The following is a 12,616-nucleotide window of genomic DNA, read 5'->3' on the forward strand; positions in this document are numbered from 1 at the left end:
ATGACAGACATCGCCCCCCTGATCAAACGCTCCCTCGTCGATCAAGCCCTGGACCAGTTGCGCCAGCGCATTACCCAAGGCGTATGGGCCATCGGCGAGCGCCTGCCCACCGAGCCCGAGTTGTCTGCCGAGCTGGGGATCAGCCGCAACACCGTGCGCGAAGCCATGCGCGTATTGGCGTTTTCCGGATTGATCGAGATCCGCCAGGGTGACGGCAGCTACCTGCGCTCCATGACCGACCCTCTGGGCGCGATGAAAGCCATGTCCCACTGCACTTTGGCCCAGGCCCAGGAGACGCGGCAGATTCTTGAAGTCGAGGCAGTCGGCTTGGCCGCGTTGCGCCGCACTGATGAAGACCTGGTCGCTTTGCGTGCGGCGCTCAAAGCCAGCGGCGACCATTACCAAGGTGATCTTGAGCACTACATCAGCTGCGACCTGGTGTTCCACAAACGCCTGGTGGACGCCGCCCACAACCCGGCCTTGAGCGAGCTGTACCAGTACTTCTCCAGCATCGTCGGCGCGCAACTGCGCCAGACCCTGAACATCCAGCCGCGCCGGCAAGCGGTGTTCGACCTGCACGGCGCCTTGCTCGATGCCGTGGAACAACAGGACCCGGAACGCGCCAAGGCCCTGTCCCGGCAGTTGATCAATGAACCTTGAACCCGAGACCACCATGCCCCGTTCAGAAAATGCCCTTGAAGAATTGCTGATCGACGCCGAAGCCGATGACGATGAGGTCCAGCACAGCCCGCCGGTGGTGAGCCGTCCGTGGCTGTTGCTGCTGGGCCTGATCCTGGTGGCGCTGAACCTGCGCCCCGCGTTGTCGAGCATGGCGCCGCTGCTCGCTGAGGTCTCCCATAGCCTGGGGCTTTCGGCCGCCAAGGCCGGGTTGCTGACGACGCTACCGGTGTTGTGCCTGGGACTGTTCGCACCGTTGGCTCCGATCCTGGCCCGGCGTTTTGGCGCCGAGCGGGTGGTGCTGGGCATTCTGCTGACCCTGGCCGGCGGCATCATCCTGCGCAGCTCATTGGGTGAGGTCGGGCTGTTCGCCGGGAGCCTGCTGGCGGGCGCGAGTATCGGCATCATCGGGGTGCTGTTGCCCGGTATCGTCAAACGCGATTTCGCCAAACAGGCCGGCACCATGACCGGCGTGTACACCATGGCCCTGTGCCTGGGTGCAGCGCTGGCGGCGGGTTCTACCGTGCCGCTGAGTCATTACTTCGGCGACAGCTGGAACATCGGCCTGGGGTTCTGGATTCTTCCGGCGTTGGTTGCGGCGTTGTTCTGGTTGCCACAAGTTGGCCAGAAACACGGCGCGCACCAGGTGGCCTATCGCGTGAAGGGCTTGTTGCGTGATCCGCTGGCCTGGCAGGTGACCTTGTACATGGGCCTGCAATCCTCTCTGGCCTACATTGTGTTTGGCTGGTTGCCGTCGATCCTGATCGGCCGTGGCCTGACCGCCACCCAGGCGGGCCTGGTGCTTTCCGGTTCGGTGATTGTGCAGTTGGCCAGTTCCCTGGCCGCGCCCTGGTTGGCCACCCGCGGCAAGGACCAGCGGCTGGCCATCGTGGTGGTGATGGTGCTGACCCTGGGCGGCCTGTTCGGTTGCCTGTATGCACCGTTGGACGGCTTGTGGGGCTGGGCGATTCTGCTGGGACTGGGCCAGGGCGGCACCTTCAGCCTGGCGCTGACCTTGATCGTGCTGCGTTCACGGGACGCCCATGTAGCCGCCAACCTGTCGAGCATGGCCCAGGGGATCGGCTACACCCTGGCGTCCATGGGGCCGTTCGCGGTCGGGCTGGTGCATGACTGGACCGGCGGCTGGAACGCCACCGGCTGGATTTTCGCGGTGATCGGCCTGGGCGCGATCATCGCGGGGTTGGGCGCCGGGCGTGCGCGGTATGTCGCCGTGACCAGCGAGAAGGTCTAGAGGTACAGCACTTCCATAGTGCTGGAACCATCGATATGCACGTCGCTGCTGAGGTCGAGATTGTTCTTGGCAGCGATCACCGTATCGACCCTGACCACGCTGCTCAGGGTCTGGAAGGCCGTCGGTCCGCTGGTGCTGCCGACGGTGTCGGTAAAGCCGAGAAAGCTGCGCGAACCGATGTCGATCGGGTTGCTGTTGGCGGTGCGCCAGGCGATCCCGCCGCTGGTGGACTCGGTGCCGTAAACCTCCGGCAGGCTGTCGATCACGGTCTGCTTGGGGTCGAAGGTTAGTGAGTACAAGCCGATCTTGTTGCCACTCGGGTCCAGCCCCAGCCCGTAATAGATTTCGCTGTTGACGTTGGCGGTGCCGTCGCGGTTGTCGCTCATGCGCAGGGCATAACGGGTCGCGGCCTCGCAGTTGATGGTGACGCTCAGGTAGCGCACCGGCAGGCGTTTGCCGCGATCAATGTTCAACTCCTGTTGGGAAATCTTGCCGTAGTCGATCAGCCCGTTGCTCGACAGCGCTGGTGTGCAGGCGCTGGGGGTGAGCAGGCCGGTGATGCCGAGTTCGACACTGGAGGCCGCCTTGGCGCCGGCGCTGAGGGTCAGCAGGGCAAGTGTTGCGAGAGAAAGCTGGCGTAGGTTCATGACCATACTCCTTGATCAGAGGTAGATGATTTCAATCGTGCCCGAACCGTCGAGCAGTACTTCCGTCCGCAGGTCCAGGCTGTTCATGGGCGACAGAACGGCGCGCACGCTGACCTGCCCGCTCAGGTTCTGGATCGCGGTGGGGCCGGCATTGCTGCCGGGTATAGCGGTAAAGCCGAGCAAACTGCTGCTGCCGATGGGAATGGGGTAGGCGCTGGAGCTGCTCCAGGCCGCGCCACCGGTGGTGGAGTCGGTGCGGTACACCTGGGGCAGGGCGTCGGCGCGCAGGTCGAAGGGGTCGAAGTAGAGAAAGTAGCGTCCGATCTTATTGCGGCTGTCATCGACGCCCAGGCCGTAGGCGGTTTCATCGGTGCCGCCGGTGGCCGAGCCTTTACGGTTGTCGTGCATGCGCAAGGCAAAGTGAGTCGGACCGTCGCAGCCGATACTCAGCAGCAGGCTGCGGGAGGCCAGGCCGGTTTCCTTGTCGGCGTTCAGGCTCTTGGCCCACATACGGCCAAAGTCGATGATGCCGCCGTTGGACAGAGTGGTTTCACAGGCCGCCGGGGCGAAACCGGCTTGCACCGACAGCTCCCGGGCGCGGCCGGTGGCGACGGCGTCGATCAACCCGGTGGCTTCCCAGGTCACCGCGTCGCGTACTTGCGTGGCGTCGGCCTGCGCCCAGGCATTGACCTGCAGTTGCGCCGAAAAGCTGCTGCCGGTGGTCGGCGCGCCGTCGCGCAACGGCACGATGGCCTGGTCGGGTCGCCAGTCGAGCGTCCTGCCCCTGGCGCTGGGCGCCTGGCCTTGCCCACCGGTCAACCCCAGTTCAACCGCCTGGCCGTCGAGTACCGCATCGCTGATGTGCACGCGGTAGCTGCCACGCTCGGTAAAGCGGTAGCGCTCGGCGGTCGCGGCCAGGGCCCGGTAGAACACGTGCATATCGGTGGGTGTCGGGCAGTTCAGGTTGAGGCTCAGGCGGCGCTCCCCCAGCACAATTTCTGCGCCGGGGTTGCGCTGCACGGCACGATTCATCACGCCGAAATCCAGGCGCGACTGGCTTAGGGTCAGTTGGCATTCATCGGCGTGCGCCCGGGCCTGGACGATGGCGCCCAGGGCCAATCCCAGCAGTAACATTCGCTTCATCACACTCTTCCTCATGGCGTCACACAACGCGCCGGGGCGGTTTCGAAATACACCTGCGGGTCGGCTTTTTCCGCGAGTTCAACGTGCAGTTCACAGCGGCTCATGCCGGGTGCCTTGACCCACAGGCGACGGGGATCCAGCACGTTCGGCAAGAACACCTGGCTGCCTTCCTGCACCAGGGTCACGAACTCGCCATCGGCGGTACTCACGGTGGCGCCACGGGGCAGTGGCGTACCGTGGTCGGTGGTCACCGTGAGCAAGGCGCGACGGGTCAGGGCCACGCCGAACTCCACGCGATCCACCGCACCGCGTCCGGCGCTGATGACGGCCAGGCCGTTGCTGATATCGGCATTGCGCGGCAGCGACTGGGTTTGTACTTCCACGGGGCTGCGCCCGTAGGCGGACACTTGCGGTACCACCGCCTGGCCCTGGAAGTCGGTCCACACCGGGCCGCTGGGCGTGGTGAGCTTGACCCCGGCCATCTCGCCGACAGACACCAGCGCAAAGGTGTCGCGCACCGGGTAAGGCGAGAAGGTCACGCCACCGCTGTGGGCCACCACCGCACCGCGCAGACCGCCCTGGTAGCTGGAGCGTTCGGCGTCCGAGCGGCTGTAGTTCATGTCCAGTTGTGCATAGCGCGGCAGATAGGACACGCCGAGGGTGGATTCCACTTGTTGGTCGCGGCTGTCGTGCTCGGCGCTGACTCGATAACTGAGTTGATCGTTGACCTGCTCGTTCACCCCCAGGCCGATGCGGTGCTCGCCACCGGAGTTGCGCACCCAGGAGCGCCCGCGGCGGTTCTCGCCCAGTGGCACGCTCAGGTTCAGATACACAGCGTTTTCGTTATTCTGCCGGCCGCTGACCTGCCATTCGGCACTGGCCGACAGCGACACACCGCGCACGCTGGTGCCCCATGAGGCCAGGGCGCGGCTGCTGTTTTCGCCGTTGAACGTGGTGGTGCGCGACAGGCCGGCATTGAAGGCGCCCAGCCACGGATGGGCCCAGCCCAGGGCCAGGCTCTGCTGGTCGCGATAGCGGGTGCGTCGGCCTTCGTCGTCCCGTGAATCGTAGTAGGCGGCGTCTTCCAGCTCCCGGTAGCCCATGGTGCGGTGGGAGGCGCCGGCGGTGATCGACCATTGCAGGCCCAGGCGCTGGGACAGGCTCAGGTCGGTCTGTACGCCACGTTCGCCCAAGCGTTGGGCATCGGCTATCTGAGTCGACAGTTGTACCTGGCCGTCTGTCCATGGCAACAGGCCGAGGCTGGCACCCGTGGCACGGTAGTCTTCGGCGGCAAGCACGCCGGCCCCCAGGCTCAGGCGCGGGTTCAAGGCGCCGCTCCAGCCGCCGCTGATCACCCATGGGTCGTCGCCCCGTGTATCGCCGATATTGCGCACCCGGCCTGTCCCCAACGAGTAACCCGGCGCTGGCAGGCCGATGCCGAGCATCGCCGCCGGTACGGTGAAGCGCCGTTCTTCGCCGGTGCTTTCCTTGACCGTCACTTCAACGTCTGAGCGCGTGTTCAGGCGCCGTACATCCGTGAGGGAAAACGGCCCGGCCGGCACCACCGTGGAGTGAATCAGCGCGCCGTTCTGGCGCACCTCCACCTGGGCCGGGCTGTTGGCGATGCCGCTGATGGTCGAGCCCTGTTCCTGGTCCTGCAGGGCTTGTTCGGTAAACAGCTGCATGCCGGTGATCTGTGCGGATGACAGCACCGGGTTGTAGAGGTTGATCTGCCCGGCCTGCAACACCGCCTGCTGCTCGGCGAAGGTGCGCTGGGCATAGGCTTCCAGGTGGGTACTGCGGGACCGGGCGTCTTGCCAGGTCTGTACCTGGCGGCTGCGCACGATCCAGTCGCCCGCGTTGAACCCCACTTCGGTATTGGCCGAGCCGAAGCGACTGGCGTCGTCGCCATAGCGGTTGTACAAACCGGTGAGGTCGTAGTTGAGCAAGCCGGCGAATCCTCCGGTTTCATAACCGGACAGCTCACGTTGGCGTGGGCGCAGGGCATCGGTGGGCACCATCAGGCTCACGCTCAGGCTGGCGGGGTCTTGCTCCACCACGGTTTGCGGGTATTCGCCAAGGAAGTCATGGCAGGTGCTGTCGCCCAGCGGCGCCGGTATCACCAGGTCGGCGGCATCCAGCAACGGGCGGTCAAAGCACAGCGCGCCCTGGCTGTCGAACCGCACATCAAGGCGGCCACGGCGCTGGCCGTTCACCGTCAGGCTCACGGCGTGGCGGCCGCTGGTATAGCGCGGTGCGTCCAACAACAGGTAGGCCAGTTCCGGGTCGATACCGCGCTGGTGCAGGGTTTGCGCGTCGAAGGCATCGGCCCAGGCATCGGCCGACAGCAACGCCATGGTCAGTGGCAGCGCGGCCCGCATCCGGGCGGTGCGTAAAGGACAGTCGGGCACGGCTTCGCCAGCCGGGTCAGTGGTTACTGTGTTCACGTAAAGGCACTCAGGTTATGGAAGCCGGCAACGGTTGGCGGGCTCCCCGGTGACAGTCACAGGGCTGTCACTTCGTTATTCAGCGTTTGCGGCGGTTATCGGTGCTTCATAGGCGGCGACGGCGAAGCCGTAGACGGTGGCCGGTTGCAGGCGTACCCCCGTGGCGGTGTGGGGCGTGCTGAGCCGCAGGGTTTCGCCGGGCAACACATAAGTGCGCGGCAGCACCAGGCTCTGCTTGCCGGGCAGCAGTTGCAGCTCCTGGGCCAGGCGCACCACGTAAGGCGTGGGGTTGGCGACGTTCAGGTGGCCAGCGTTCAGCGACCAGGTCAGTCCGGTCCAGGGTGTGCGATTCGGCGCCAGGCCTTTGGGATGAATGATCACCGGCAGGTTCTGGCGCACGGTCACGCCCACCCGCGCATGGCCTGCCTGGGCGGCATCACGGTCCTTGGGCATGCCTTCGAAGATCACCCGTTTCAGGCGTTGGGTTGTCAGGGGCGTGGGGTTGCGCAGGATAAAGCGCACCAGCTGGCTTTTGTCGGCCTCGACACGGGACAGGGGCGGGGTGACGAACAGCAACGATTCGGTGTCTTCCGGAATGTCTTCGAGGGTGACGTGCAGCAGGGCCAGTTTGCCGTCGGTATTGGTCACCGACACCGAGGCTTCGCCGTCGGCTTCATTGACGATCACCACTGAGGTGTCGGGCACCATGCCGTCGGCGAACACCGGGGTGCTCAGCAGCCAGCCGAGGGCCAGCAAGGTTGGATAGGTCTTCATGACGCACTTCCTAAAATGATCACAGGGCTTAGAGGTAACGCAGATCCAGAACCAATGAGCCATCGAGGGGAACGTCTTGCCTGAGGGTCAGACGGTTCGCCGGGTGGATGGTGGTCTGTGCGCGGATCCGGGTGGTCAGGGTGACGATGGGTTCCGGAAACGGTCGGCCGGGACGGGCAAACCCCATCAGGGACTTGGGGTGGATCGCGGGTTGGGGGGACCAGAGACCGCCCTGGGGATTTGACACAAGTGACTGCATGACCTGGCCGTCCCCTTGCGCCGCTTCGAACGCCAGGTCGACATAACCCAATTGCTCCGCGGGCGCGTTGGGGTTTCTCCCCAGGCCGTAGGTAGTGTCCGGTGCGGCGGACGAATCTTCGCGGCTGTCCAGGCCAATCAGGCCAAACAACAAGGGGCCGTTGCAGTGGATCTCGACCTCCAGCCATTGGCTGTCCAAGGGGGTGGGTTCGTCCTGGTTCAGGGTATAGGCAGGGATGGTGCCGTGGTCGATGATGCCGCTGCCGGAGAGCGCGATGGTGCAGGAACTGGGAGTGACCAGGCCTGAGAGGGTCATCTCGGTGGCGGTGCTGGCAAACACGCTAGAGCCGGTGTTGAGCAATAACAGCGCCGCGCACAGGCGTAGGGTTCTGTTCATCATTCGGTCTTCAATGTGTTCGGTGCAAGTAAGGCGCCTCGCCGCGAACGGCGAGGCCGCGGGTTTACAGGTACTTCACTTCCAGCGTGGCCGAGCCGTCGATCGGGTGCTCATCGCTCAGGTCCAGGCTGTCGGCCCGGGCGATTTGCCCGTAGATCACCACATCGGAGATGACTTGCTGGATCGGCACCGGCAACCAGGCTCCCGAGGTTTTACTGCCGAAAGCCGCCAACGCGCTGGGTGGCAGGATTGCGTCCGCCGAGTCGGTCCAGGTCGTGCCGTTATCCATCGATTCCAGTACGGTGACGGCTGCGCTGTCGGCGACCGCGTTATTCAGCATCAGGTCGTAGGCGCCCAGCTTCTGCGTACCGTTGATCAACCCCAGGCCATAGTTGCCGCCGCTGGAGTTGGAGCCGGCGCGGTTATCGGTGCCCTTGACGGCGAACAGGGTGCCGCCATCGCAGGTGATGGTCAGTTGCAGGGTGGTGCGTGGCAGTTGTTTGGGGGCCGTGAGGTTCAGGTCTTTGGCGGAGATCTTGCCGTAGTCCACCACCCCTCCGCCGGACAGGCCAGGGGTGCAGGCATTGGGGGTAATCACCCCTTTGACGGTCAGGTCGACGGTGGACGCCGCCAGGGCAGAAGCGCTGGTGCTGATCAGCAGCGCGGTGGCCAGGGCATTGAGCGTAAATTTCATGGGGCACACGTTTCCTTTTGAGTGGGGCCAGTTGAATAAAGGGTTACAGGTACTTCAGTTGTACGGTGGCGTGGCCGTCCAGCGGCACTTCATCGCGCACGGTCAAGCGGTCGGTGCCGTCGACCATGGTGTACACGCGCAGGTCAGCGCTGAATTGCCGTATCGCAATCGGGGTATTTGCACCGCCGTTGGTGGCAACAGAGGTCTGGGTGTAGTGGCCCAGGTAAATCGACGGATGCCAGGTTGCGCCGCCATCGATCGAGTTGATGGTCTTGACGGTGACGCCGTCCGCGACCGGGTTGAACAGGGCGAACGCGGTGGCGCCAAGTTTTTCGCCACTGTCCGTCAGGCCCAGGCCATGCCAGTAGTCGTTAATGGCCGAAGTACCTGCGCGGTTATCGATCGTGCTCAGCGCGAGAAACGTTGGCGCTTCACACAGGACTTCCATTTGCATGGTCTCTGGCAGCAGTGAGGTCGGGCTGTCGGTGTTGAGTTCCTTGGCCGGCATTTTTCCGTAATCCACCACGCCTCCGCCGGAGAGCATGGGTTCACAGGCATTCGGCGTGATGGTGCCCGTGACAGCGAAGTCGGCACTGCTGGCGGCCAGCACGGTGGCGGCCAGCAGCAAAGTGGCGAGAAAGACAGCGGGTGAGGAATTCATGGGCGAGCGGCACCTTTGGTTGCAGGGTCGATGGCGTAGGGGTTAGAGGTACGTCACTTCAATGGTGGCCGAGCCGTCGAGATTGACTTCGTTGCTCAGGTCCAGGCCGTCGGTGCGGTTGATGTAGCCGCTGTAGCTGATATCCGTCACCAGTTCCTGGGTCGGGCGAGGCGTGCTGACGTCTGCCAGGGTGGCCACGGAGAGCATCAGGCCGTTTTCAAAGGAGCTGTATTTCTCCCAGGTGGTGCCGTTGTCGAAGGAGGCGATGCTTTGCACGACTTCGCCGTCGGCCAGGGGGGCGCTCATGGTCAAGCTGTACGAGCCCAGCTTTTGGGTCCCGTTGATCCGCCCCAGCCCGAAACCGCTGGCATTTCCCGAGCCCGCACGGTTATCGGTCGCCTTCAGGGCGAAGACCACGGGCGCATCGCAGGTCACGGTCATTTGCAAATTGACCTTCGGCAGCGGGGTGATCTGGGTGGCGTTCAAGTCCTTGGCCGACATCTTGCCGTGGTCGATGACCCCGCCACTGGACAGGCTCGGCGTGCAGGCATTCGGGGTGATGATGCCCTTGACGGTCAGGTCCACGGTGCTGGCGGCGAAGGCGGGGGCGGTGCCGGTGATCAGCAGGGCGCTGGCGACGGCGATCAGGTGCTTGTTCATGGTTGTGTTGTCTCAGTGTTGGGTCAACGGACGGGTACACGTCACCGCAGCGCAGAAAGAGGCGCGGTTGGGCGTCGGGTCAGTTCGGATAGTTGGCCGCCAGGTGAAGTGGCGGGCTGCCCTCTTGGGGTGGGGCGCAATTTAGCGCCGGGGGGTGGAGGGGGAAATACAAGAATTACGACAATCCGCTATCGCTCTAGCTCGCCTGCGTCAAGTCGGAATAGGTGGGCGGAGCTGTAGGAAAAACTGTCTTTTCGTAGTTCTTGTATCGCAAGAGTGGTATTCATGTGGATAGCTTGATTCGGTAATGGGTGCCAGAAGGATGGGTTAAGGATCACCGTCGAGCGCACCCTCACCTGACGATAGGCCAGGGCCGCCCGACGGCCCTGGCAGGTCGGCACCGATATCGAGGTGGCCATGACGCCAAGCGTGTTTGCTGACGACGGTCCCAAGCAGCAAACGGTGCCATGGCGCAGTCCTCCTGCTCACTGGAAGCACCTGAGCGTACTGATCGTCGAAGACCATCAGGCCTATCGCGCCTTGATGGGCTGGTTCCTGCAAAAATTCGAAATCGATCACGAGTTGGTGTGCAACGGGCAGGCCGCGTTGACCGCCATCGCCCTGCGGCATTTCGACCTGGTGATCAGCGATTGCCGCATGCCGGTGCTGGATGGCTACAGCATGGCTCGTGAGATCAGGCGGCGAGAGGCCGTACACAGCCGCCCGCGTGTACCGATCATTGCCTTGACCGCCAAACTTTCCCCGGATGATGCCCGCCGCTGCCTTGAGGCCGGCATGGATGCCTGGCTGCTCAAGCCGCTGACCCTGGAACAATTGCGTACGGTGCTTGAGCAGTGGTTGCCACAGCCGCCGGGCGCGAATGCGTACCCGCCTGCTACAGCTTTGCCCAGGGCGAACTGGCCAACCCGCGCCGAGCTGGTCAAGACCTTTGGCGATGAGCAGGTGGTGAACCAAATGTTGCGCACCCTGGTGCTGGAGGCCGAGGCTGATTACGCAGGACTGGTAGAGGCCTGCCGCATCGTCGACCGGCACGGGTTGGTCGACTGCCTGCATCGCCTGGCGGGAAGTCTCGCGTTTTTTGGTGAGACCGACCTGGATCGCTGCGCGGGGGAGTTGATCGAGCAGGTGCGCGAGCACGGCATTCGGTGCAACTCGCGGGCATTGCAGCAGTTTGACCAGGACTTGGTGATGTATCTGCGCTATTTGACCGATTTATGACACTTCCAGCGATTTTTGTAGGGGGTATTACCTCTGTCTGTGGGCATGGTTTGTAGGGTGTTTCCTTTTTTGTTGTAGGTAAAAAATCACCCACTTAAGAACACGGGACGCCATTGGAAACCGTGCCTGAGTGGGCGGTTGTTGCTGGGGTCGGACAGGGTTATTTTGCGCAAATCAATTTGCCATCATTCATGGATTTCTATGCTTCGCGTAATTATTGCTGACGATCATCCCATTGTTCGGATCGGGCAGAAGGTGGTGATCGAGGCCAATGGCAGGTGCAAGGTGGTCGGTGAGGCCAATGGCCCGGATGAGCTGCTGCGGGTGCTGGGCAGCACCCCGTGTGATGTGCTGGTGACGGACTTCGCCATGCCGGGCGGGCAGCAGGCTGACGGCTATGTGTTGTTGGGCTTGTTGCAACGCCAATACCCCGGGGTGCCGGTGATCCTGGTGACGATGTTCGCCAATATCGCCACCCTGCGTGCCTCGTTCGCCGAGGGCGCCCGAGGCATTGTCGCCAAGAGTGCGTCGGCCAAGGAGTTGCCCACGGCCATCAAGGAAGTCTGCGAGGGCAAGACCTTCGTCAGCGAGTCCCTGCGGACCCAGTTGGTGCAGGCGGGCACGGGCGATCAATCACAACCCCCGCAACTGTCCGGCAAGGAGCGCGAAGTGGTGCGCATGCTGGCCAGCGGCATGACCGTCAGCCAGATTGCCGCGCGGGTTAATCGCAGCATCTCCACCATCAGCAAACAGAAAAGCACCGCCATGAACCGGCTGTGTATCTCCACCGATGTGGATTTGTTCGCCTATGCTCGCAGCAGCGGAATGGTGCCCTGAAGGGATGGGATGAGGTATTCCTGGCGTTGATGCCAGTAGTGTTCCCGGGCCTTGGGGATTATCGTACCGACCATCCAAACCCCTTTTGCGGAAACTGCCCATGAGCGACGCCCATAACGCCCTGATCACCGAGTTCTACAGCGCCTTCCAGCGCCTGGATGCCGAGGCCATGAGCGCCTGCTACACCGACGACGTGGTGTTCAGCGACCCTGCGTTCGGTGAACTGCGTGGCCGTGATGCCGGCGACATGTGGCGCATGCTGACCACCCGGGCCAAGGATTTTTCCCTGACCTTCGACAGCGTGCGCAGCGATGAAATCACCGGCAGCGCCCATTGGGTGGCGACCTACCTGTTCAGCGCCACGGGCAACACTGTGGTCAACGACATCCGGGCGCGCTTTGTGTTTCGCGACGGCAAGATCTGCGAGCACCACGACCACTTCGACCTGTGGCGCTGGTCGCGCCAGGCATTGGGCACCAAAGGGCTGTTGCTGGGCTGGACGCCGCTGGTGAAAAACGCCGTGCGGGCCCAGGCCCTGAAAGGGTTGAAGGCGTTCCAGGCCAGTCGTTGATAAGATTGGCGCTCCTTTGGTTTACCGAATTGATCCGTGACGACTCCTTCTGAAGCCAAGCCGTGGTTTGTCTACCTGGTGCGCGCCGCCAATGGCTCGCTCTACTGCGGCATCAGCAATGACCCGGTGCGCCGTTTTGCCATGCACCAGAGCGGCAAGGGCGCGCGGTTCTTTCTCTCAAGCCCTGCCGTGGCGCTGGTGTACACCGAGGCATGCATCAGCAAGGCCGAGGCGTTGCGCCAGGAACGGCTGATCAAGAAACTCAAGAAAAGCGCCAAGGAGTGCCTGGCGGCGATCGGCCCATCAATTTGACTGATAGGTTCCCATGCGCGCCTTTGCCGGGTTTGCAGGCTAAGCT

The 12,616-nt window shown here is 63.5% G+C and carries 14 protein-coding genes; 6 read left to right on the plus strand and 8 right to left on the minus strand.

Going from position 1 to position 12,616, the window contains the following annotated elements; genetic code table 11:
* Positions 1–660: a FadR/GntR family transcriptional regulator gene (locus K0H47_RS18530; protein WP_063027283.1), complete on the plus strand. Its 660-nt coding sequence runs from the start codon at positions 1–3 to the stop codon at positions 658–660.
* Complete coding sequence (locus tag K0H47_RS18535) at positions 650–1,930, plus strand: CynX/NimT family MFS transporter (RefSeq protein ID WP_063027285.1); 1,281 nt, start codon at positions 650–652, stop codon at positions 1,928–1,930. The genes K0H47_RS18530 and K0H47_RS18535 overlap by 11 nt, the downstream gene beginning before the upstream one ends.
* Here the strand turns inward: K0H47_RS18535 and K0H47_RS18540 are convergent.
* From K0H47_RS18540 to K0H47_RS18575, 8 genes are all read right to left on the minus strand, one after another.
* On the minus strand, positions 1,927–2,577 hold the full coding sequence (locus K0H47_RS18540; protein ID WP_219273384.1) for a DUF1120 domain-containing protein: 651 nt from the start codon (positions 2,575–2,577) through the stop codon (positions 1,927–1,929). The two genes, K0H47_RS18535 and K0H47_RS18540, sit on opposite strands and share 4 nt — an antisense overlap.
* Positions 2,578–2,592: 15 nt before the next feature.
* Positions 2,593–3,720, minus strand: coding sequence for a DUF1120 domain-containing protein (locus K0H47_RS18545; protein WP_063027288.1), 1,128 nt, complete (start codon positions 3,718–3,720; stop codon positions 2,593–2,595).
* Positions 3,721–3,731: 11 nt separating this feature from the next.
* Entirely contained in the window at positions 3,732–6,101 is a 2,370-nt protein-coding gene (locus K0H47_RS18550; protein ID WP_063027290.1) for a fimbria/pilus outer membrane usher protein, read from the minus strand.
* Positions 6,102–6,242: 141 nt separating this feature from the next.
* The gene (locus K0H47_RS18555; protein WP_063027292.1) at positions 6,243–6,941 is read right to left on the minus strand and encodes a fimbria/pilus chaperone family protein; all 699 of its coding nucleotides are present in this window, start codon (positions 6,939–6,941) and stop codon (positions 6,243–6,245) included.
* A 28-nt stretch (positions 6,942–6,969) separates the two neighbouring features.
* A complete protein-coding gene (locus K0H47_RS18560) occupies positions 6,970–7,596 on the minus strand; it encodes a DUF1120 domain-containing protein (RefSeq protein ID WP_242488222.1) in 627 nt (208 codons plus the stop codon).
* Positions 7,597–7,660: 64 nt separating this feature from the next.
* On the minus strand, positions 7,661–8,290 hold the full coding sequence (locus tag K0H47_RS18565; protein WP_219273385.1) for a DUF1120 domain-containing protein: 630 nt from the start codon (positions 8,288–8,290) through the stop codon (positions 7,661–7,663).
* A gap of 43 nt (positions 8,291–8,333) precedes the next feature.
* Positions 8,334–8,951: a DUF1120 domain-containing protein gene (locus K0H47_RS18570; RefSeq protein ID WP_219273386.1), complete on the minus strand. Its 618-nt coding sequence runs from the start codon at positions 8,949–8,951 to the stop codon at positions 8,334–8,336.
* Between the two features lie 42 nt (positions 8,952–8,993).
* Positions 8,994–9,611, minus strand: coding sequence for a DUF1120 domain-containing protein (locus tag K0H47_RS18575; protein WP_093205379.1), 618 nt, complete (start codon positions 9,609–9,611; stop codon positions 8,994–8,996).
* Positions 9,612–10,028: 417 nt separating this feature from the next.
* Here K0H47_RS18575 and K0H47_RS18580 point away from each other — a divergent pair, with 417 nt between their 5' ends.
* The 4 genes from K0H47_RS18580 (at position 10,029) to K0H47_RS18595 (ending at position 12,570) form a co-directional block, all read left to right on the plus strand.
* On the plus strand, positions 10,029–10,850 hold the full coding sequence (locus tag K0H47_RS18580; RefSeq protein WP_063027299.1) for a response regulator: 822 nt from the start codon (positions 10,029–10,031) through the stop codon (positions 10,848–10,850).
* A 201-nt stretch (positions 10,851–11,051) separates the two neighbouring features.
* A complete protein-coding gene (locus K0H47_RS18585; RefSeq protein WP_063027300.1) occupies positions 11,052–11,687 on the plus strand; it encodes a response regulator transcription factor in 636 nt (211 codons plus the stop codon).
* A gap of 100 nt (positions 11,688–11,787) precedes the next feature.
* Positions 11,788–12,258: a nuclear transport factor 2 family protein gene (locus K0H47_RS18590; RefSeq protein ID WP_010170354.1), complete on the plus strand. Its 471-nt coding sequence runs from the start codon at positions 11,788–11,790 to the stop codon at positions 12,256–12,258.
* 36 nt (positions 12,259–12,294) lie between these two features.
* The gene (locus tag K0H47_RS18595; RefSeq protein WP_063027301.1) at positions 12,295–12,570 is read left to right on the plus strand and encodes a GIY-YIG nuclease family protein; all 276 of its coding nucleotides are present in this window, start codon (positions 12,295–12,297) and stop codon (positions 12,568–12,570) included.
* The last annotated feature ends 46 nt before the right edge of the window (positions 12,571–12,616 follow it).

The organism is Pseudomonas sp. Xaverov 83 (assembly GCF_019352905.1).
GTDB lineage: Bacteria > Pseudomonadota > Gammaproteobacteria > Pseudomonadales > Pseudomonadaceae > Aquipseudomonas > Aquipseudomonas yamanorum.